Source organism: Arthrobacter sp. sptzw42 (genome assembly GCF_059089685.1).
The window spans coordinates 12,930-33,415 of the sequence record NZ_JBNHEX010000013.1 but is presented as its reverse complement, the minus strand read 5'-3'; the positions used below and the strand labels follow the sequence as shown (position 1 = coordinate 33,415).

The window sequence follows — 20,486 nt, the reverse complement described above, 5'->3', positions numbered from 1 at the left end:
ATCGACAAAGAGAAGGGCCGGATCCGCAAAATGCGGATCCGGCCCTTCTTTGTGTGCAGCTCATGCCTTGTTGTCAGTGGCCTTGAAAAGCCTCAGCAAGCCACCATGAGCCTCCGTCAGAGGCGATTTTGGCATCGATCACCAGGGGACGGCTTTGGGTTCCTGCCTGGAAGTCTGCTACCCAGTCCTTCACCGGCTCAAGATCCGCTACCGTTCGGACCGTCACGCCTTCGGCACCGAAACCGCGGGCCACGGCGGCAATGTCCGTCTCGGGGAACGTAACGCTGCCCAGGTCGGCGGACCTGTCAGCCTCGGCGAAATGGTGGACTTCGGCCCCATAAGCGTTGTCGTTGTAAATAATGCAGACCAAGGGCAGTTTGAGACGGACGGCCGTTTCCAGTTCGCTGATGCCCATGAGGAACCCGCCATCACCGGCACCCAGTACCGGTAGCCGCGCGGGCTGGGCCGTCGCTGCTCCGATAGCCGTGTAGAGTCCGAGGCCGATGGCCTGGAATGCCTGCGTAAAGCAGAAACCAAACTCATCGGGAACCGACAGGTACTGGCTCGGATATCCCATGAAGTTTCCTGAATCGACCGAAACGATCCGTTCGGCAGGAAGCAGTGAATCCAGTTCACGGCTCAGCACACGAGGATCAATCACGCCGGTCGTGGAAAGATCCGGTGTCTCCACGTCGCGCCAGCGTGAAGCCTGTTTGATGGAAAGAGCGTTGTCTTCGGTGCGGTATTTCTCTTGAGGACTCGGCTGGACAGCTTTCAATTCTGAAAGGACGTCCGCGGCGGTCAGAGCTGAATCTCCCAAGATCCCCAGTGAGATCTTCCGATTAGCGCCCAAGGACGCATCCTCAACATCGACCTGGACGACGCTGGCCGCGGGTGATATCAGGCGGCCGTGCCGCATGGTCCACATGTTCAACGTGCAACCCCACCCAACGATGAGGTCGGCTCCGCTGATCAGTTCCGCAGTGAGCGGCGAAGAGAAGCCGCCAGAGATGCCGAGGTTAAAAGAGGCTCCATTAAACAGTCCATTGGCTACAGCCGAAGTGGCGACGAGCGCCCCCGCATGCTCAGCCAGGTCGAGTAAGGCGTCCCTGGCACCGCGGCCGCCACGGCCGGCAACAAAGACAGGACGCTCGGCCTTCTGAATGAGCTGAACCAACTGCGTGACCGCTGCAGGATCGGGACGCAGTCGTGCCGGTTCCTGAAGTTCCACGGCCCCGACAGTGTCGGGAGCAGACGCTGACTGGACGTCCAACGGCAGGCTCAACACCACTGTCCTGCGCTCATTTACCGCTGTGCGGTACGCGCGGACCGTATCAGCCACGGCAGATTCGGGGGAATGTATACGCTCGGCCACGGCGCCGACGCTGCGGGCCAGCCCGTCCTGGTCGATCTTGAAATTGGATCGGACGGCAGCGCCCTGAGTGTCGGCCGTCAGCACAAGCATCGGGGTCCGGCTCTTTGCAGCTTCACCGATGCCTGTGATGGCGTTGGTGAGGCCGCAGCCCTGATGCGTACTGACCACGCCTACCTTGCCTGACATCCGGCCGTAGGCATCCGCCATTGTGGCCGCGCCACCTTCATGCCTGGCAGCTGTGTAGGGAACGCCCTCTTGAACCAGCGTGTTCGTGACATCAAAGTTGCCGCTGCCCACCACGCCAAAAACATGTCCCACGCCGAGCTTGGCCAGCGTCTTGCCGACCAGGGTAGAAACGCGGACGTCCCAGCTCATGAGCGTTCCACCAGTGCATACACACGTGCCGGGCTTCCGGTCCCGCCGACGATGGGAAGCGGCGCCACCGCGATCATGGCGCCAATAATGGGGAGCTGATCCACGTTCCGCAAAGACGTCAAGCCGTACTTGTCTGCTCCCAAGAGGTATTCGTGCGCCGGGAACATCGGATCGAATGTGCCTGCCTGGCCGGCGTCAATGCCAACGGTTTCAACGCCGAAGCCGCTGATGCTGTCGTTTTCTGCCATCCACTTGGCTCCTCGTGCTGACACGCCGGGAGTGTGAGGTCCGGCATCATCGGCATTGATGAAGTCAGCAGCGCTGCCGCCCCGTCGGGACCAGCCTGTCCGGTAAATTACCCAACAGTTGGCTGGAAGCGGCCCGTGTTCCTGTTCCCACGCTTCAAAGTGCTCGGGTTCAAGCAGGAAATCGGGGTTTTCCTCCGCTTGCTCGGTTTTGTCGATGACAACCAGCGGACCGACAAGTCGGGAGGGCTCAATCTGATCCACGGATTTGCCGTTTCTGCCGGAGACCCAATGCACGGGCGCATCCAGGTGAGTACCGGCATGTTCTCCAATGGACACATCGTTCCAGGCCCATGCAGGGCCGGCTTCATCGAAGTTACTCACTGGCGAGAGGCTCAATCCGACTGTGTTGGCAAAAGGGTCCGGAAGCCTAAGAATCGGTGTCTCGCTGGTGAGGGGAGTGGTCAGATCGATAAGTTCTGTCGAACCGTCGGCAAGGGCTCCCGCGAGCCCTGTTAGAACAGACATTTTTCTCCTTTTACCGGACGCGGATGGTTCGAGTGCCTGCTCCTGAAGCTGCCGTACACGCATTAGTCATGGAAGCGCGGGGGACCACGCAAGAAGGCACATTCTCCCGAGGGGAGTTGAGGAGAGTCTACCCGCGCTTATCGCAGATGTGTAGCGTTTTCTTTGCGATCAAAAAATTATGTCGAGACGGCTGTCCGGTGTAGGGCTGCAGAGGAGGCTAGGTCCCGCTGATAACGGAGTGCGCGTAACGCTCGGCCTTTGGTCCCAGCATGGCATGCAGCCTGGCAAAGAGTTCCTCTCCTGCCAATCCTGACCAGTTCTCGGGCAGGTACCCTTCCGGCAGTCCAGGATCCATGTAAGGCAATCGGCGCCACTGGGTGACCATGGGTACATAGTCAGCAAATGCCTGCCTCAGCGTCTCGGGCGAGACGTCGTCGCGTTCAGAGCGTTGCTCCCAGCGTTCCAGCACCGGCCGGTGCTGTTCGATGAAGTCGGCGTACAAGGCGTCAAGGGAGGAAAGATCCCACCATTGACGGACTTTGGAACGAATGTCTCCCACGGCAAGATGGGCTCCACGGAAGAGGTCGACGTAGTCAGCCAGCCCAGCGCGTTCCAACTGCTGACTGACCTCGGATGCCAGATTGCCCGGGGCGATCCACAGCCCAGGTGACACTTGGCCGCAGCCAATGCGCGTCAAGATAGTTCGCAGCCTGTGGCGGAGATGTCGCTGGGACTCAGGAATCGAGAATGACGTGAGAATCCACTCGTCGTCGGTAGTCGCTCTGCGGCGGGAAAAAATGCGTTCGTCTCCTGCTCGGAACACATCTTCCAGCCCTGGTGCCAGCCGGTATCCGGCGGAGCGGCCTTGTTTGGTGCTCTCCAGAATACCGCGCTTTTTCAACCGTGACACCGACGACCGTACCCCTGCTGATTCCACCCCAAGGTCGCTAAGGAGTCTTATCAGATCGGAAACCGCAAACGCCCCCCGGTCTCCCCGGGCGTACAGTCCGTACACCGTCACGATCATGTGCTGGTGCCTGGGCATGGGGACAACGTCGGGAGCGGCAGTATCTCGAGCCACGCAACACCTCAACCTTGAATTTGACTGTCTTTCTAGGCTACAGGTGTCCAACGGCGGCAGGCACTTAGGAGAGAAGGCCGGGTGGTGTCGCTATATATGCTTCCGTTAGCGGGAGCCGGTGCAACCCTTCGCGCGATTTGTGCTCAGATGGAACCGGTCATGCTTCACAGCGCAGAAGGAGTTCGAGGTTGCTCACAGAACTTGCCTGTCATACCAGTGATGGTATTGACCTCGCAGCCCAGGTGGGCGGTGCTGCCAGTTTGCCTGCGCTTCTCCTGCTCAAGGGACAGGCGAATTCCCACACCTGGTGGAATGGTCTTCGGGACGCCTTTGAGTCTGAGTTCCGGACCATCACGATGGACTACCGGGGGACTGGTTCGAGCCGCTGACCCGTCGCTGAGTGGACTACGGAGCGTTTCGCGACTGATGCTGTAGAAATTCTTCAAAGCGCCGGCATCTCCTCTGCTTACGTTTACGGCACCTCAATGGGTGGGCGGATCGCCCAAATGCTCGCAGCGCGCTACCCGGACAGGGTGAACGCGTTGGTTCTGGCGTGCACGACCCCTGGCGGGTAGCACGCCGTCGGCGCTCCCGGGAGGTCAATGCCGCACTCGCCCAGGCCAACGCAGCCGGCAGACTACGCGTTTTGCATGACCTGTTCTACACGCCGGCATGGCCGCATTCATCCCAGGACAGTTCTATGCTCGGTGATGCCTCGATGAATCAGCAGGAGTTGGCAGCCCACCGCAAGGCAAGCAGGCACCACGACGTCTGGGACCTCTTGCCCTCAATCATGACCCCGACGCTCATCCTCCACGGAGAGGACGATCTCATGACGCCGGCTGCAAACGCCCGTCTGCTCGCCGGAAGGATCCCCGGGGCTGACCTTCAGGTCTATCCCGGAAGTAGGCATGGCTTCTTTGAGAAATTCGCCCCCCCAGGTCACCCCGGCAGTACTTGAATTTTTTGGACAAACGCGGGGCAGCTAGTCAGCCGGAAGAATCCCCACGCCTCAGGAGTTTATAGCTTTCTATTTACGAGCGTCACAGAAGCAGTATAAGCTGTAGCCACATGAACGCCCGCGAACATGACAAGTGACCCTTCCCTAGGAGACAAAAATGTCTGGTTCACACTCTGATGAGGCCAAGGAAAATTCGCAGGAATTGTGCATCGGCGCACTTCTCGACGAAGAGTTCCGATCAGTGTTCGGAGGTACGCTACCGGTGTCCACGTCGTGGTTCGGCCTGGCTTTTAGCTAGCCTGCTACTTCATCCCAAGGCCCAGATCTAAGGCCGTTATTGGATACTCCGTTGTTTAGTCGACAGACGCAGGGGATGCTTAGTCGCTCTTCCAGGTCAGCCCGAGCATCCCGAAGATGTGGCGGATGGCGTCGCTGTCGTGATGGATTTCTCACAACTGATTCCCCGGGACTTCGGGCTAACGGCTGGGTCACCTGGCCGCTCGAAGACTGCCCAGCTGTAGGACATTGCCGTGGCGGGAGGCGAAGGTAACGCCGTCGAGGTCTGTCGTTTCGTAGATCCAGGCGGCAATTGCCTGCGTCAATTGGCGCGGTCGGGCGCCCTTTAGGGCAGCGGTGTCCAGATCGGCCAGGCCGAGGCTGAGGGCTTCCGGGAGACGCGCCACCTTGGCGGACCGCTCCTGAGCGGCGCGTCTTTCGGGGCAAAAGCCGCGTAAACACTGGCGGAAGTAGGCCTTCTTTAGGTCACTCCCCCGCCCATTTTCGAACGCCGATAACGGATCTTTCGTCAAGCTATAGGCGCGCGGCGGGGGAGAGGTCACCCGTCCGAGAAGAAGGACCTTGAGGCCTGTAATGATTGGTGCCATGGACAAATTTGAGGCCGAGACCGGGGTTGGACAGGACTCGGTCCTGGAAGTTCGCGTGGCGCTGGTCGACAGCGCGCCTGAGATTTGGCGTCGATTCGAGCTCCGGGGCTCCCTGGCTTTGAGCCAGGTGCATCAGGTCCTGCAGGCAGCATTTGGCTGGGACGACGCGCACCTGCACAGGTTTGTAACAAGCGACCCGTTCGCGCCGCTACGGCCGGTCGACGGCGAATTTCCGGAAGTCCCGCAGTGGCTCCCAGGACAGCAGTGTGAAGAACCGGGCGACAGGCCCGAAGAGGATTGCTCCCTGGATCAGCTGCTTACATTGGGCTCAGCCGAAGCGTTCTACGAGTACGACTTTGGAGACAGCTGGCTTCACCGGCTTGAGCTGGTTTCCCGCCGGCCCGCGGACGAAGACAGTCCGCCCGCCCGGCTGATCGATGGCGCCCGGCGCGGCCCCTTGGAAGACTCCGGAGGTTTACCCGGGTACGAAGAGATCATGGACGCGCTGGCCGACCCGACGCACCCTGACCACGCTGAGCACTCAGCCTGGGTCGCCGACATAACCGGCTCCAATGCGCCTTTTGACCCTGCCTTCCTCGACATTCCCGCCGTAACCCGGGCGCTGGCTGAGCAGTTCCGACGTACGCAGTCTGGGGAAAAACGCCGTAAGTGACGGGCAGGAAACAGCCCCTTTTCGGGGCACTCCCCTGCCTGTTTTGAAGAGCCGATAATGGAGATTCTGTCAAGCTGGGGGAGTTGATTCCTTTGCGGGCGACGCACTGTATTGGAGGCCTCCCAATGCCTCGCGACACCAGCAGAAGATGACGTCCACCCTGCCGGCCTTGCTACGACACTAAACCGAACAAACGAACACGCAAAGGGCCCATGGCGCCGCATGGTGGGCGCATCCCATCGGGCATTCGCCGGTCCTGAGTACACCGTTTCGCCAGCAGCAACCCCGCCTAAGAGTGTCGGTGCTTTCAGTTAGCGTTGAGGGCATGGTCTATACAGCAAACGTTCTTCGGGTCATGATCGCTTCACCGTCGGACACGATTGAGGCACGCAATGCGGTCGAATCGGCAATTCATGGGTGGAACGGGGCCAACGCGGAGTCCAAGCAAACGATCCTGCAACCTTGGCGTTGGGAGACCTCATCAGTTCCCGTCCTGGGAGCACATCCGCAGTCGCTGATTAATGCGCAAGGCGTTGATGAATCTGACATCGTTTTCGCCCTCTTCGGCGGCCGACTCGGTTCACCGACTCCTGAGGCCGTGTCCGGAACCGTGGAAGAGATTGAACGAGCCATTGAGCAGGGCAAGCCGGTTCACCTTTACTTCTCGACGGCGCCGCTGCCCAATGACGTGGATATCAAACAGCTCGAAGGACTACGCGCCTTTCGGACTGAGATCAGCCAACGAGGACTCCTGGGCGAATTCAACAACCCCAGTCAGCTCGAACATGAGGTATGGAAAACAATCGAGTATGACATTGCGAAACTCTCACTTGGCGTTCCGGTTACCAAACCCGCAACGCAAGGCGTGCGCTTTTCTGTGCAACCGCAGCAGGAACGGGAAGTTCGCGACTACGACAAGAACGGCAAACCGCGTTATACAACGAGGCATTGGATCGATATAACGAATGAGGGTGATCAGGATGCGCAAGAGGTCGTCTTTGAGCCTGTCGGCGAACAAACCAGCATGCACCTAGCCCACGACGGAACCCCGACCATAATCCATGGGGGACAAACCCGGCGCTTGAACGTCATGTACACCATGGGTGGTAGTTCCCCTGACATCCTCCGAATTCGGTGGGCGGAGAACGGCGAATCCAAGGAACAGGAATTTCACGTGGGTTAGCTCATTTGGCACGGCAAGCCCAGACTGAGAAAGCCCAGCCGCCCCACCAAGGACGCACGTCAAGACGCAGGTTCGGCGACGTAGGAACTTCCGATGCACCTTGAGCTTTCCTTCCTGGAAAGCCCCGCCGCAAATCGCAAGTAAATTGAGCAGTGTTGGCTTCCGGATTTACGGGAGAAACGCCCAGAAAATCCGCCCTTTTGCAGGCACTCCCCCGCCCATTTTGGAACGCCGATAATTATTTTATGTAAAGTTGCTTGCTTTAAGCGTCAAGTAATTTGTTATGTTCAGAATACACCTAACACTCTTGTTGCCCAATCAGAACGGGCTGAGAACGGCGCGACTAGTACTGAGCGGTTACCCCTCTACCAGCGACTATGAACTCACATTGTGCCGTCGTGGTGTGAATACGAAGGAGTCATCAGTCGATTGGCACTCCGAGTCGTTCTAAGTCCAAGCGCAATGCAGGGCCTCTAAGTCTGTTGTTCTCACAGAGGCTCATCGCTAGAGGCAAGTAGTCCACCGACCATTTCACGGCCTGCATGACTTCCAGCCCTGCTTTGTTGGTCCGGGAAAGACTTCTGATCAAGTTCAGTCCACCTAGGTATCCCCAGTCCTTGGTCAGGCCGCCTTGAGCATTTGGGTTTTTCAGGCCGCGTTTGACTCTTAGAGCTGTTTCTACGGCTGCTTCCCTGCCGATGCTTTCTTGGAGGTTCGCTGCTATTGCGAGAACTCCTTTTTCTCGTGCTTGATTGACAGCGATTACCCGTGCTGCGTATGTACGGAGTGTTGTGGGGTTGAGGTAACCTGCGGTTGATTCTCCCCACAATGCGAGGCCTTCTTCGGTGGCTACTGTGGAGCCCATGGTTAGGGCGGCTAGTGGTTCCACTTGCTGCCTGGCATTTTCCCAGCGGAGGACGTGGCCCCCAACCTCGTGCACGAGGAGCCTGTTGGCGTCATCTGGAGTGAAGGAAGTATTAGAGCGGATCCGTAGGCGTTTTAGGGGACCGTTTACGCTCGCCCTGGCTGACATATGCGTGCTGGTTTCCACAGTCCATTCATTCAGGCTGTACTTTGACAGGGCCTTTTTGAAGCGGCCGGCAAGGGCTTCGGCCGTTACAGACGCTTGGTTTGTACCTGCCGAATGAACGGGTTGCTCCAATATTGACATCGCTTCCCTTACTAAGTCGGGATGCGGGAGGCCATCGAGGGAAACTGCAGCGTGCCGGTATTCGTCGTCGTCGCCGGATGCCAGGGAGACTGCCCTTGCCCGGCACTGGTGCAGGTGCTCTTCGACGCCGATAAGGAGGTCTCCGGACAAATCTGTACGTGCCATGTCGGAGACGTCGTCGAGTGCGCTGAGGTAGCCAGCTATGTCAATTTCTGGGTAGTGGAAGGCGTGCGGGTATTCGGGGCGTCCTTCCTGAATGGCCTTGGCGAGGGCTTCCCGGTGAGATGGCGCATTGTGGGGTTGCGTCCATGTGCTGGTGGAGAAGTTTTTGGCAATGCTTTCAAGCGCTGTGAGGATGCGTTGGGTCATGGCCGTTCGGCCTCTCCTAATCGCAACCATCGTTCTCTGTTGAGGCCGACTTTTCGTGCCCGTTCGCTTGCATTTTTTTGGTTTGGGTCTTGTCCATCGGCTACAGCGGTTAAGGCGTCTTCAGCTAGATTGATGATTTTTCCAAGAAGTTGGTAGTCAACGGAGGCTGTTGTGGGGTCGGCTTCCAGTAGGTTCAACGCCGTTTCGGCTATAGCGTTCAGGGCGTTGAGATCGGCTGCTTTAACTGGTGGCCTGTCACCATTGAGAAGCTCCGTGACAAGTGTGGTGTTCAGGAGGTCGCCTAGGAGATCGTTTGAAAGTCGAAGCATTTCGCGCCGCACAGAGTCATCATGTGTTTCCATGACCAAGCGCCCGGCGGCGCCGGAAATTACTTGCATGGTCTGACGCGCTGCTGTGTCATTGCCCCGGTCTTGGGCGATGAGGCGGCGAAGAGGAAGAAGGACAAGTGATCCAAACCGGACAGCTTCAAGTCTTTGTTGTTGGTCATCGGACCGGACTGCTACGCCGGTGTAATTGTGAAGCAAGGGGGCGAGCCGGAGGAGTGCCGGGTCGGGGGTCCCCGCTGTGGAGGTCTTTTCGATTTCTCGCTTCAGGTCTATCTCAAGGAGGTTGAAGAGTTCCCGCCAGCCGTCCAGGAGGCTTTCTCGAAGGCTTTTTGCTTCCTTCGTTTGACCGCGGGCGTTAAGGTCGCGGATTCGACCGTTGACGTCCGGCGATGTGGTGCTGAACAGATCAACCCACTCGCCAACAGAGATTTTCCCCTGCTCTCTTAGCTGGCGACATAGGTGGAGGTCCTGAAGCAGTTGAGGCCAGTGTTCATCGGCGAAGTCTGGGTCCGCTTCCCGCCCGGCCGAAACCCTTCCGCGTATCCATAGAAGTCTTGCGGTCACGCTCATGGGTGCCTCTTTGCCCCATAGAGCGGTGGAGATCGCGGCGACGCGCTCTTGGTCAGCGCTTACTTCTTTCAGCATCTCTTTGTGGTTGAACTTTGAATTTGTGCGGAGCACTCGATGCAGGCAGATGAGCGAGTGCACAACGGCTAGTTTGGATCTTTCCGGCATCGGGCTTAGTTCAGCTAGCGAAGGGATGCGAGGGCGTACCCTCAGCCTGTGAGATGCTTCTCGGGGATCGAATGGTTGCCAACTTCGGGGGCTTGTCGTAGTGCCGAAAGGAACGATCATCGGCGAAAGGAGTAGAACCTCCGCTATGAATCGCCCAAGTGGTATTTGGGCGGATTGATGAACTTCAACGGCTCGGTTCTGCCCTTTTTGGACAACCCAGGCAAGACCGCGGTCTGGTGACTGAGTCAGGTGCCGGCACCAGCGGTCCACCAAACCATCAACCAGATACTCGCGGTTGGGGTCTTGAAGGTCCTCACCGGAAATGCTTGTCGAACCGATAGAAGGGCGGACGTACTCCCGTACGACTCGGTCGAGTATGCAAAGACTTAGGGGTTCCCATTTGCCTTCATCGGACTGCCCAAATTCGGACCCGGCGCTGCCCGCTGCCTCGTCCTCATGAAGTCGAGGCATCCACGTGGACAAGGCAGCCCGTTGCGTCAATCGCGCTTGGACGGCAGCAGTAAATAATGCTGGTTGTTCCCGATACACCTCTGCTATGAGGGACGCCCATACGCCAACGCGCATGAAGTCAGCCAAAGACGTGCCGTCGTCAAGAGTGCCCAGAACCCTTATGGTTTCCCGAAAGGTGTCCTCAACCTGCGTAAAAAGCGTGTCTGCGCCAGCCAGGATAGCTGCGGCTTTCGTGTCGGGTGCGAATCGGTTGAGGGTAGCAGCGGGGATTTCGTCAAGTTTTTCCACAGGAGTAGCTGAAACTGTGGCAGCATCCCCTTCTTTACCGGAAGGGCCGGCCACCAGAGATCGGCCCACAAGATACCAACCTCTTTTTGGCAGATGTCCAGCGTCTCTCCGGGTGTCTTTAGGTCCACCCCGTCCAATGTCCCCGACCGCGACCTTGTTGAAATCACAAACCCAAACCGCTCCAGTGGGATTATCAGGCACATCCACGCCGAAAAGAACTGCCACATGCCGCGCCAGCTTTATCGCAGTGACTTCCGTTCTTCGCCCACCTGAAGCAGCAGGAGGCGGGGGCAGCACACGCAGGAAGTCCATAAATCTCGCAAGCTCGTAGAGGTAGTTGAATCAGCCTATGCTCCAACAGTAGGTTATGCAAGACAACATGATTTTCTAGTATGCAGTGAAAATCTATTCACAGCAGTGAAGTGACTGATGTAGGCTTCATTCACTCGGGAGATCGAGTCAGGACCGAAAATGGAGGCAACCATGGAAACGACACATACTCAGCAGCCAGGTGGACCCGCACGCGGAAAGAGCATGGCCAAGTCCTTTGTCCGCAAGGTGGCAGCTCTCTTGGTCACCTTGGGCCTGATGGCCGGCGTTGGTCTTGCGACCGCTGCGCCTTCCCAGGCCGCATCGTCCTACTGCGGCAACGGGCAATGCACGGTGTACCTCGACTGGAACGAAACAGTAGCCCTGAGCAAGGGACGAGTGCCCAAATTCAACGCTGGGCCGCTCACTGTCCCCATCGCCGCCGGACTGGCCGGCCATATCCTGATCGCGAAGGGATGGGTCAACCGCGGAAACTGCGTAGCATTCACCGCCAACTATCGCCCATGGGCTAACCAAGGCATGCTCGGATGGCGCTGCCGCTAGTCACAGAAAAGAAGGGCCGCAGCCCCCGCGACCAAAGCGCTTTCTCGGGGTCGCGGGTGTCACCTGTCCCTTAGGTGCTAGGTAGTAAATTACGCAAAACGCCCGGCTGGAAGTTCCAGCCGGGCGTTTTGCGTGAGCAGCCGCTGGGTCCCCCGGGCGTCCTGAGTAATTTACGTCAACCTTCGCATTCGATGCAGTAGGAATGGCCATTGTTTTCCCGCGCCAGCTGCGACCGGTGCCGAACGAGGAAACAGGAATAGCAGGTGAACTCGTCCGCGGCCTGTGGAATCACCTGCACGACGAGCTCGTCGGAGATGATTTCACCACCAGGTGTCAGCCCTTCGTCGAGGGCATCGGCCTCGTCCAGCTCGGTGACGACGCTGCGGGCATCTGGGGCGTTCGCGGACTGCAAGTCCTCCAGGGAACGCTTCTGGGATTCCTTGACGTCTGAACGGACTTCGTCATAGTCGGCTGCCACGTAGGTGCTTCTTCCTTCTCTGTCTCTCTCGTGCTCATTTCGGACGAGACTGTAACGTACGCGGTTACGCGGTTGTTCCTCGAAACAGACACAAGGAATGTTGGAGCGCATGAGGCGTGCGGCCAACACTTCGCCCTCCGCAGACCAATAAATACTCAGGACGTAACTGGTGCTTCAGGATTCACAACACCTGCGCCAGAATTTGGCGAAGCTCCGGTCAAATAGCGGTTGACCGAAGCTTCAGTTCATTATGACCCCTGCAACCTTAGAAACTGCTGGGAACTGGCAACCCACGGGCTCGCCGCCGCCGCTCCGCACTTGTAAGACCAAGGGCGGTCCCAAAATGAACCGGACGCCACTCCTCCGCCACTGCCTCCCTTAGCGATGAAAGCCCCGGGGTTGTTGCTGCCACTGCCGCCTGTCGGCCGATAGCCGTTATGCCAAGTACCCTTGCCTGATAGAAATGATGGAGCAGGCCGGACTTGGACAAGGCCACTAGCAAGACCGCCACGTGGCTTGCCTGAAGCGCAAAAAGGTGCAGCGCTCCAATTGAATCTACGGAACCCGGATGGCAGGCCGTCACCTCGTTTACTGGAGGCAAGCCCTGCCAAAGTCATCCCCGTTTATCACCACCGAAGACACCCTTTTCAGGGGTACTCCCCCGCGTGTTTTAAGAGCCGATAGTGGATATTCTGTCGGGTTGGTTGTCGGATCCAGTTTTATGCTCGCTGAGGTCGGCTATGTGCCGCGTATTTTGTGGAGGTACTCGCGAAGGCCCGGGATGGCGAAGTCGACCTTGCCGTACGCTGGGGCTTCGATGAGTCCAGCGGCGATTAAACGGGCGCGGTAGTTGGCCACGACGTTGCTCTTGGCATTGAGCCTTTTTCCGATGTCGCCGGCGGCAACAGGCCCCTCGTCCTGGGCCATGGCATGGAGGAAGTCTTTGTCCTTGTCTGAGGCCGTGGAGAGGGCGGCTTCTATGACTGTCATTTCGTGGCGCCGGGTCGCGGCACGGATCGCTTGGGTGACGTTTTCCTCCTCAAGGGCAAGGTCATTGATTTCAGCTTGCCTCCAGAGCTGGTAGCCGATGAGTTGGATCAGGAAGGGGTAGCCCCCGGTTGCCTGTGCTGCGTGCCGGATCTCTTCGTCGCTGATCCTGATTCCGGCTTGCCTGAAGGTGTCTGTGAAGGAACGCTCGACTTCCTTGACGGCCGCGGCATGGAGGTCGATGCGGTCTGCCCGGCGCAGGAAGGTCGCGACTCCCTCGTTGAGCAGGTCCGAGACCGCTGCTGGAAGTCCGGCGAAGATGAGACCTATCGGAAGGCCGTCCCGGATGAAATGCTGGACGTCCGCGGCAAGCTGGGACAGCTCTGCGCGGTCGGCCGCGTGGATCTCATCGACGGTAAAGAGCAGCCCGGTCCTTTTCTCGGCGAGTAGGTTCAGGAGCTGGCCGCCCAGCCGTCGCCAATCGACCTGGCGCTCGGGCGGCAGCTGCGTGGTCACGGTGAAGCCTGCCACGCCGAGGGCGGTAATCCTGCGGCCGCTGGGGCCGGAGCCGAGTTCCTCCACGTGAAGCCGCATGGTCTCGCCGATCCTCCCAACGAAGCCGGCCGTGGCGGTTTCGGAAATCACGATCCATCCTTGCTCCCGCGCTTTGTCCTGAGCTGCGCTCAGCAGGGCGGTCTTGCCGATGCCTCTGGCGCCGGTGATGATGGTCAGCAATCCAGGTGCCCCGGAACCGAGCTGCAGGCCGTACTCGAACTCGTCGAGGGTGCCCTCGCGTCCTATGAGTTCCGGGGGAGTGGCGCCTGCCGTGGGGCGGAAGGGATTCCTCATCCAAAACAACTTCTGTGAGTCCTTGTGAGTCTTGTGAGCGCTTGTGAGTCTACACTCTTGTCGATTCAAAGGGCTGACCACTCTGTCTGTTTACTGGAGGTTACAGGGGGCGGCGCTCATTCCAGTTTGGCGTGGCGCAGGTACTGGTAGACGGTTTCGCGGCTGATTCCGTAGTCACGGGCGAGTAAGGCTTTCGGTACACCGCTGCCGGCACGCTGGACCAGTTCAGCCGCCCGTTCCGGCGTTAGGGTCTTTTTCCGGCCTTTGTAAACGCCGCGCTGCTTGGCCAGGGCGATCCCTTCCTTTTGGCGTTCCCGGATAAGGGAACGCTCAAATTCGGCGAAGGCCCCCATGACGGAGAGCATGAGGTTGGCCATGGGGGAGTCCTCTCCCGTGAAGACCAAGCTTTCTTTGACGAACTCCACCCGCACGCCCTTGCGTGTCAGGGCCTGGACGAGAACACGCAAGTCATCGAGGTTTCGCGCAAGCCGGTCCATGCTGTGCACAACCACAGTGTCCCCGTCGCGGGCGAACCGTAGCAGTTCCGTGAGCTGTGGCCTGGCCGTGTCCCTCCCTGAGGCCTTGTCCGTGAAGACCCGGTCCAGAACATGGCCCTCAAGCTGACGTTTCTCGTTCTGGTCCAAAGTGCTCACGCGCACGTACCCGATCCGCTGTCCAGTCATCGGTGCCTCCAAACTTCCGTCTGTGAGGTTGAGTTCTAGAACCGTCCTGCAAAGAAGTCAAGACCCTAACCGATCAATTGTCCGATTGGGGTGTACTCAGTTGACGCACCAGGGTGCCGAGAGCGGCGGCCCGACCGCGCGGCGCGAGCTTTCCAGGGAGATTACCGCGGCGCGTCCGCCCAAATTCTGATCACACCGGCGGCAATGTCTATGGCCGCCTCCGCTACTCCAGAGAGCCCCGCTCGTACTCCATCTCCCGGTTTCCAAGGCGGGACGGGTCTCGAGTCGCTGCGGGTACAGTGGAGCGTCCAGGAGGAAGGCGGGTACCTGGTGGTTGACCAGAGACGGGTGAAGCGTGAGACAGTCCCGCAAGCGGCTGAGCAGACACCGAATACAGTGGCACGCGATGAGCGGCGACTGCAGCTTCTGCAGGCAGCCCAGGAAGTTTTTGTAGCCAGTGGTTACCAGGGTGCCAACATGGACGATATTGCCCAAGCGGCCTATGTGAGCAAGCCGGTTCTGTACGAGTACTTCCCATCCAAGCGTGGGCTGTACCTCGAGCTGCTGGACATTAGCCTCAAGGCACTCGGCGATGTATTGCAGGAGTCCGTCCGTTCCACGAAGCTCAATAAAGAACGGGTGCATGATGCTATCCGGGCTTATTTTGGCTACATTGCCCGTGACGATGGTGCTTATCGCCTCGCCTTCGAATCCGGCCTGAGTAATGATCCTGACGTCCGCGTGAGGCGGGAGGCATTCAGAAGTGGATTCGCCAGCGCAATTGCCCAAATCACATCAGCGAGGACGCTCAATTGCCGCTTGTCGAAGCGGAACTGCTGGGTAGGGCTTTGATGGGTCTGGCTCAATCAAGCGCACGTTATTGGGTAGAGGACAACGCTGAACAAGGCAGCGCTGCCCTTGGCATGGACGCGGCCAGCGAGCTTGTTTACCGCCTGGCGTGGCGGGGTATTTCACGCTTTCCCAAGGAGACTTAGAAATGACTGAGGTGTCACCCGGGGCATGCCAACGTGGATAGCTCTTGACCGCGTCGCCTTTTCTCCGACCGTTCCGCAGTGAACCGACGGTGGCTTTTCGACGTTACTATCTGCTCCTTCACGACCCAGTTTTGTGCGGCAGAAACGCAAGCGGCCTTAGACCGCCGAATGATCGGCTTGATTCGCTTGCGGGGCTTCGGGGGATCACCGGTACGTGCCCTTAGAGTGACTGCATGGGTAGTAGTTTCCTCATCGGTTTAGCTGCAGTTGTAGCCATCGGCCCAGCGCCCGGAGGCGGCGAACACTCGGATTCCGCGGCTATCGGGTTTAGCATCGTGCCATGTCGAATTCGTGGAAAGAATTCAAAGCCTTTGCCATGGGCGGCAACATGTTTGATCTTGCCCTGGGCTTCATCATCGGCACGGCCTTCGCCGCACTCGTGGACAGCCTCGCCAACGACATCCTGCTGCAGTTCGTCGCTGCGATCTTCGGCGCGCCGGACTTCAGCCAGATGAGCTTCACGGCGAACGACGCCGAAATAAGATACGGCAGCTTCATCACCGTGCTGATCCGGTTCCTGCTGCTGGCTCTGGTGCTGTTCGGGATCGTCAAACTCCTCAAACGCTTTGGCATGGGCAACTTCCGCGCCCAGGGCCAACAGGAATGCCCCTACTGCAAAGAATTCGTGGCCATCGACGCCATCAAATGCAAATACTGCACCGCCGACATCGACCCGGGGCAACTGGAGGAAGAAGACATCGAGCTGCTGAAAAAGCGTGAAGGCTGGCAAAATCCCAACGACGGCATTGCCTAACCCGGCCTTAAATTAGACCCAGAGGAGACATATCGGACCGTGTAATGGCCTCAGGCCGTTGGGCGCTGTTTTCTGTGAACGAGACTCCAGTGGGGTTATGCCGGACCGGCCCGCCGTAGTGCCGCCTGGGGCGGTGTGCGGTGGGTGAGTGTTTGGACGTCGTACTTTTTCAGTAGCCAGATCGCCAGGAGCCAGGGCAGGACGCCGTATATGACCTGCGCGGTAAAGCTGCCGGAGGACAGCACGAGGTAGGACTGCCACAGGTTGGCGTAGCCGTGGAGGATGACGATCCAGAACAGGCTGCCGGTGTTGTTGGACAGCCAGGTCAGCACGATGGTGTACCCGACAACGCCGACGGTCAGGCCGACCAGCGAGAATGCCGCCTGCAGTAACCCCGCCGCATCTGTCATCAGCGGCAGTAGCACCACCGAGGGCAGATGCCATGATCCCCAGGCCACACCAAGGATCCAGCTGGCCCGTTCGGCTGTCCGCGTCCTTTGCAGATAGGGCAGTGCGAAGCCGCGCCATCCGAGTTCTTCGGCCAGCCCGGTGCAGACGATGAGGAACAACAGGAAGGGAACTGCAAGCATCACAGGGACCAGGAAGCTGTACTCCAACGATGCCATGCCGCCTGTCACCCAGCCCAGGGCCACTGCGGCCAGGCTAAGAACGATGGGGAACAGGAACACGAACAAGATCCACTTTCCCGGAACCCGTGCCCTGAGCAGGCGGGAGAAAAGATCCCGCAGCCCTGGACGCCCGTCCACCAGCGCAATGACGATAACGCCCGCCATGGACGGGCCAAACGAGAAGCACAACAAGACCACTGCCAGGAGGACGCCCGGGTCAGTTCCGCCGGTGCCGAGCAGGAGGAAGTTCGCCTCGTTCGTGGGAGATATGCTTCGCGGGACCAGGTGGAGGTACGCGGGAATTTGTACCGCCCAGGTGATGCCGTAGGCAAGAACCAGGAAGAGCGGCCAAGCCCACCGGACACCCGCCGAGTTGCTCATAAGAACAATTCTGAAGCTGACACAGGATCAGCGAAACCATGTCCAAGACGTATTGCCCTGAATTCCCGACTTGCTGAAACCTGGACCGAAAACACGAGCGATGACGGGGCGGTACGACCATGAATGAGAGGCCATAGCCCTCGGCGGGCCGATAGCGTTGCACGCTGATATGCGGGTTGCCACCGAAACCGCCCCGGGCATTACTGTGGCCCTAGGCAGTCTCAGTACCTAAGCGAGGGGGATCTATGGCAGCGAAGCCGCCGGCAATGTCACCGTCCGGTCAGCCGGTTGAGGAAGTACTTGACCGGGCCACGGGTCCCCGCCGGGCCGAGGCAGAGGAACTGCTCGCACTCCTGGCCGGGATTAGCAGCGAGCAGCCTGTGGTGTGGGCAGGCCGGATTATTGGCCTTGGCGAGTATGAGTACCGCTACGAAAGCGGCCACCGCGGCCGCGCTCCGGTGCTCGCGTTCGCGCCGGGACCTGCAAAACATACGGTCTATCTGGCTAACGATTTCTCAAAGCGCTGGCCCGACCTGATGGAACGGCTCGGCCCGCACCGCGCCAGCCAAGCCTGCCTCTACCTTACGCGCTTGACCGGCGTGGACCGCAGCGTGCTGCGCGAGCTGCTGGAACGCTCACTGGCGGAGACCCTGTCAAAGGCGCACTGACCCGGGTCCATCCCTCAGCCGGGCGCACTGCGTGCGTCGATTTCGACCTTCACCCAGTACGCCAGGGCGGCAGGCCCGCGGATCTGGTCCTGGGGGACACTGATCCACCCGGGACCCATCGGACGGTCCTTGCCCATGTACGCTGGCGTCCCGCGACGCCGGAGCAGCTCGTCATACTCGGCGGGATTGGTGCGCACGAGCAGGTCACCGTGACGGCCGGCGGAGAGCGTCATCCGGTCTTCCACCATGAAGGACAACCCACCGAACATACGCACCTCACGCACATTTCGATACCCGGCCAGAAGCTCACGGACCCGCTAAGCAAGGGCCTCCCGCGGGCCGGATTCGGTCGCCGTCATTGCCAGCCCTCCATCCTGCGGGCGTGCCCGAGGTAGTGCAGATCAGACGCTGATCCGGCCACGGACAGCTCCCTCGATAGCAGTGAAATACCCAAGATGCCTGCCCGCATCCTACGGCTACTCGACGCCGGCGGCACCGGTCGAGGCGTCCGGTGAGGCCATCGCCGAGGCAACGCTACTCGGGCCAACTCCACACTGCGTGCTCACCCTTTGGGGGGGCGGCAGTGTTCTGCCGCCCCATTGATGGTGCGGTGGCAACGGGTTAGGGTGTGGTGCACCATGCAACAGGAGAGGTAACGACCGATGTCCGGTGAACCAGTGTTCTTCGAGATTGGCGTTCAGGACGCCGCCCGTGGCAGGCGCTTCTACGGGACACTCTTTGACTGGGAACTGGTGCCCGGACCGGGAGAAGACGGCTACTCGATCAGCACCGCCGGGATTCCAGGAGGCATCCACGGAGGTGACTCCGACGCCTCCCCCTACCTGTTCTTCAAGGTGGACGATCTGGACGCCGCCCTGGCGCGGGTCCGTGACCTCGGCGGATCCGTTGACGACCCCGACCTCGGCGACACGAACGCCGCCGAATACGGGCGGTTCAAACTCTGCAAGGACGATCAAGGCTCAACCTTCGGCCTGCACGAACCCCCACCTAACAGGAAAGGATAAACCTGCGCCACGAAGCTGATCCTGACAGGAGGTCGCTGTCTTGACCAGCCAAAGACCAACAGCGCCGCTGCCACAGCGCTGGTCAGACGTCGAGAATTGAACCTAGGCAAGGGGCAGGCCATCTGATACTAGAATTGGCTAGGGAACTGCGGGGCAGCGCTTATCGCTTCCCGTACTTACGATGGACAGCCTGCTTGCTCACGCCCAGACACAGTGCTATGGCTTCCCAGGAAAGCCCCGCCTGCCGGGCCCTCCTCACCAGGGAAGCTTCATTGCGCCCGACTTCCTTCTGCAGCTCAGCAACGGCCTGCAACGCTTCAGCCGGACCTTTGCCGTCCATGGACGCAACCAATGATTTCATGCGATCCACCTCCATCCCGTCAACAAGCGTTGACGGGATGGAGCGCGTCAACGCTTGTTGACAGAGGCGTCAGATTGAATGTTTCGTGACCGTTCAGCTTTTGGCGCAGGAGGGACAATCAAGCCGGGGTGACCGGTAACTAATCGCCGTCCTGCAGCGCGGCGTGCTTAGGATAAAAAGGTGAACTGTCGGCAGGAGGCCGGCAGCAACGACAGACCGTAGCAAGACTCCAGAGGATTCACAGGCTACGAAGAGATCATGGACATCTTGCCAACCGTCGCATTCTGACGGCGCCGGGCACGCAGCCTGGGTGGCCGACACAAGCGGTTCCGATGCGCCTTTTGACCCCGCGCCTTCCTAGACATAACCGCCGTGAACCGGGCGCTGGCTAGAGAAGCTGACTCAAACTAGTGGGAAGCATAGTTACTTTCAACTTGATGATGCCTCTGCGGTTCAGCAGCTGGCGGGACCATGCCACCCGATAAAGTTGATGCCATGGGGGAGAAGAAGAACGACGAGCAGTACCAGCGGTTCATCAACCGCCCGTACTACTACGGGTATGCCGCGGGCGGTAAAACTGTTCATGCTTACACCAAGGAAGAATGGGGTCTCGGTGCCAGTTCGGGCGGCGGCGACCATAACTTGATCCGTTCCTTCTACTCCAGCCTTCTCTTGACGGTTCTGGTGGCGCCGGTCTCGCTGTTCTGCCTGCTCCTCGGGATCCTCGCGATCTTCAAGATGCCGATCATGGGGCTGGTCATGGTGTTCTTCGGGCTTCTCCTTGGCCTTGCAGTCGTCCAGGGATACTTCAACATCACGGAAGAATGGCGGGGGCGCAAGGCCCGAAAACTCAAGGGCCTCCCGAAGCCGTGGTGGGAGGCCGACGATGACCGCGCCTACGAATGGTTTCTGAAGCACCCGGATCCGCGTATCCAGATGCCCCTGGAGTACTTCCCGTATTCCGTGAGGCTCCGTAAGGAAATGCCGGAAGGGGCTTCTCGGCGTTGAGGGCTGACTTGCACCCTGATCGTGGGGATTTTGAAGACATACCCCTGCC

General features: G+C 59.4%; 22 protein-coding genes and 1 pseudogene. 11 read left to right on the top strand and 12 right to left on the bottom strand.

Going from position 1 to position 20,486, the window contains the following annotated elements:
- Positions 1-73: 73 nt before the first annotated feature.
- From AC5RT4_RS14820 to AC5RT4_RS14810, 3 genes are all read right to left on the bottom strand, one after another.
- Entirely contained in the window at positions 74-1,750 is a 1,677-nt protein-coding gene (locus AC5RT4_RS14820) for a thiamine pyrophosphate-binding protein (RefSeq protein WP_494106237.1), read from the bottom strand.
- Complete coding sequence (locus tag AC5RT4_RS14815) at positions 1,747-2,523, bottom strand: cyclase family protein (RefSeq protein ID WP_494106236.1); 777 nt, start codon at positions 2,521-2,523, stop codon at positions 1,747-1,749. Before AC5RT4_RS14815 ends, AC5RT4_RS14820 begins: the two co-directional genes overlap by 4 nt.
- 217 nt (positions 2,524-2,740) lie before the next feature.
- Complete coding sequence (locus AC5RT4_RS14810) at positions 2,741-3,550, bottom strand: PaaX family transcriptional regulator (RefSeq protein ID WP_494106235.1); 810 nt, start codon at positions 3,548-3,550, stop codon at positions 2,741-2,743.
- A 242-nt stretch (positions 3,551-3,792) separates the two neighbouring features.
- Here AC5RT4_RS14810 and AC5RT4_RS14805 point away from each other — a divergent pair, with 242 nt between their 5' ends.
- The 3 genes from AC5RT4_RS14805 (at position 3,793) to AC5RT4_RS14795 (ending at position 4,565) form a co-directional block, all read left to right on the top strand.
- Positions 3,793-3,993 (top strand): hypothetical protein, encoded by a 201-nt coding sequence (locus tag AC5RT4_RS14805; RefSeq protein WP_494106234.1) that lies wholly within the window; start codon positions 3,793-3,795, stop codon positions 3,991-3,993.
- A gap of 48 nt (positions 3,994-4,041) precedes the next feature.
- Positions 4,042-4,179: an alpha/beta fold hydrolase gene (locus tag AC5RT4_RS14800; RefSeq protein ID WP_494106304.1), complete on the top strand. Its 138-nt coding sequence runs from the start codon at positions 4,042-4,044 to the stop codon at positions 4,177-4,179.
- 125 nt (positions 4,180-4,304) lie between these two features.
- Positions 4,305-4,565 (top strand): alpha/beta fold hydrolase, encoded by a 261-nt coding sequence (locus AC5RT4_RS14795; RefSeq protein WP_494106233.1) that lies wholly within the window; start codon positions 4,305-4,307, stop codon positions 4,563-4,565.
- A 488-nt stretch (positions 4,566-5,053) separates the two neighbouring features.
- Here AC5RT4_RS14795 and AC5RT4_RS14790 read toward each other — a convergent pair whose 3' ends face one another.
- Entirely contained in the window at positions 5,054-5,248 is a 195-nt protein-coding gene (locus AC5RT4_RS14790) for a hypothetical protein (protein WP_494106232.1), read from the bottom strand.
- A 199-nt stretch (positions 5,249-5,447) separates the two neighbouring features.
- On the opposite strand from AC5RT4_RS14790, the gene AC5RT4_RS14785 reads away from it, so the two are divergent.
- Complete coding sequence (locus AC5RT4_RS14785) at positions 5,448-6,122, top strand: plasmid pRiA4b ORF-3 family protein (RefSeq protein WP_494106231.1); 675 nt, start codon at positions 5,448-5,450, stop codon at positions 6,120-6,122.
- A 325-nt stretch (positions 6,123-6,447) separates the two neighbouring features.
- Positions 6,448-7,305, top strand: a complete 858-nt coding sequence (locus AC5RT4_RS14780) for a DUF4062 domain-containing protein (protein WP_494106230.1) — start codon at positions 6,448-6,450, stop codon at positions 7,303-7,305.
- 421 nt (positions 7,306-7,726) lie between these two features.
- Here AC5RT4_RS14780 and AC5RT4_RS14775 read toward each other — a convergent pair whose 3' ends face one another.
- Together AC5RT4_RS14775 and AC5RT4_RS14770 are read right to left on the bottom strand one after the other, a co-directional pair.
- Complete coding sequence (locus tag AC5RT4_RS14775; RefSeq protein ID WP_494040208.1) at positions 7,727-8,845, bottom strand: tyrosine/phenylalanine carboxypeptidase domain-containing protein; 1,119 nt, start codon at positions 8,843-8,845, stop codon at positions 7,727-7,729.
- Positions 8,842-9,900 (bottom strand): hypothetical protein, encoded by a 1,059-nt coding sequence (locus AC5RT4_RS14770; protein WP_494106229.1) that lies wholly within the window; start codon positions 9,898-9,900, stop codon positions 8,842-8,844. Before AC5RT4_RS14770 ends, AC5RT4_RS14775 begins: the two co-directional genes overlap by 4 nt.
- 1,269 nt (positions 9,901-11,169) lie before the next feature.
- Between AC5RT4_RS14770 and AC5RT4_RS14765 the strand changes: the two genes are divergently transcribed.
- Positions 11,170-11,559 carry a hypothetical protein gene (locus tag AC5RT4_RS14765; protein WP_494106228.1) on the top strand — a complete coding sequence of 130 codons (390 nt, stop codon included), beginning with the start codon at positions 11,170-11,172 and terminating at the stop codon, positions 11,557-11,559.
- Positions 11,560-11,734: 175 nt separating this feature from the next.
- Here AC5RT4_RS14765 and AC5RT4_RS14760 read toward each other — a convergent pair whose 3' ends face one another.
- The 3 genes from AC5RT4_RS14760 to AC5RT4_RS14750 form a co-directional block, all read right to left on the bottom strand.
- Positions 11,735-12,037 (bottom strand): DUF4193 domain-containing protein, encoded by a 303-nt coding sequence (locus AC5RT4_RS14760; protein WP_494106227.1) that lies wholly within the window; start codon positions 12,035-12,037, stop codon positions 11,735-11,737.
- 738 nt (positions 12,038-12,775) lie between these two features.
- Positions 12,776-13,873, bottom strand: a complete 1,098-nt coding sequence (locus AC5RT4_RS14755) for an ATP-binding protein (RefSeq protein WP_494106226.1) — start codon at positions 13,871-13,873, stop codon at positions 12,776-12,778.
- A 116-nt stretch (positions 13,874-13,989) separates the two neighbouring features.
- Positions 13,990-14,556, bottom strand: a complete 567-nt coding sequence (locus tag AC5RT4_RS14750) for a recombinase family protein (protein ID WP_494040213.1) — start codon at positions 14,554-14,556, stop codon at positions 13,990-13,992.
- 348 nt (positions 14,557-14,904) lie between these two features.
- On the opposite strand from AC5RT4_RS14750, the pseudogene AC5RT4_RS14745 reads away from it, so the two are divergent.
- Positions 14,905-15,551 (top strand): annotated as a pseudogene (locus AC5RT4_RS14745) (TetR/AcrR family transcriptional regulator).
- A gap of 340 nt (positions 15,552-15,891) precedes the next feature.
- Positions 15,892-16,365 (top strand): large conductance mechanosensitive channel protein MscL, encoded by a 474-nt coding sequence (mscL, locus tag AC5RT4_RS14740; RefSeq protein WP_494040215.1) that lies wholly within the window; start codon positions 15,892-15,894, stop codon positions 16,363-16,365.
- Positions 16,366-16,460: 95 nt separating this feature from the next.
- On the opposite strand, the gene AC5RT4_RS14735 is transcribed toward mscL, so the two are convergent.
- Positions 16,461-17,375, bottom strand: a complete 915-nt coding sequence (locus tag AC5RT4_RS14735) for a CPBP family intramembrane glutamic endopeptidase (RefSeq protein ID WP_494106225.1) — start codon at positions 17,373-17,375, stop codon at positions 16,461-16,463.
- A 245-nt stretch (positions 17,376-17,620) separates the two neighbouring features.
- Here AC5RT4_RS14735 and AC5RT4_RS14730 point away from each other — a divergent pair, with 245 nt between their 5' ends.
- The gene (locus AC5RT4_RS14730; protein ID WP_494106224.1) at positions 17,621-18,043 is read left to right on the top strand and encodes a DUF1801 domain-containing protein; all 423 of its coding nucleotides are present in this window, start codon (positions 17,621-17,623) and stop codon (positions 18,041-18,043) included.
- 14 nt (positions 18,044-18,057) lie between these two features.
- Here the strand turns inward: AC5RT4_RS14730 and AC5RT4_RS14725 are convergent, their stop codons facing one another.
- Positions 18,058-18,345 carry a TfoX/Sxy family protein gene (locus tag AC5RT4_RS14725; protein ID WP_494106303.1) on the bottom strand — a complete coding sequence of 96 codons (288 nt, stop codon included), beginning with the start codon at positions 18,343-18,345 and terminating at the stop codon, positions 18,058-18,060.
- Positions 18,346-18,705: 360 nt separating this feature from the next.
- Between AC5RT4_RS14725 and AC5RT4_RS14720 the strand changes: the two genes are divergently transcribed.
- Positions 18,706-19,068 carry a VOC family protein gene (locus AC5RT4_RS14720; protein WP_494106223.1) on the top strand — a complete coding sequence of 121 codons (363 nt, stop codon included), beginning with the start codon at positions 18,706-18,708 and terminating at the stop codon, positions 19,066-19,068.
- A 160-nt stretch (positions 19,069-19,228) separates the two neighbouring features.
- Here AC5RT4_RS14720 and AC5RT4_RS14715 read toward each other — a convergent pair whose 3' ends face one another.
- Positions 19,229-19,444 (bottom strand): AsnC family protein, encoded by a 216-nt coding sequence (locus AC5RT4_RS14715; protein WP_494106222.1) that lies wholly within the window; start codon positions 19,442-19,444, stop codon positions 19,229-19,231.
- A gap of 456 nt (positions 19,445-19,900) precedes the next feature.
- On the opposite strand from AC5RT4_RS14715, the gene AC5RT4_RS14710 reads away from it, so the two are divergent.
- Positions 19,901-20,437: a hypothetical protein gene (locus AC5RT4_RS14710; protein ID WP_494106221.1), complete on the top strand. Its 537-nt coding sequence runs from the start codon at positions 19,901-19,903 to the stop codon at positions 20,435-20,437.
- Positions 20,438-20,486: the final 49 nt, after the last annotated feature.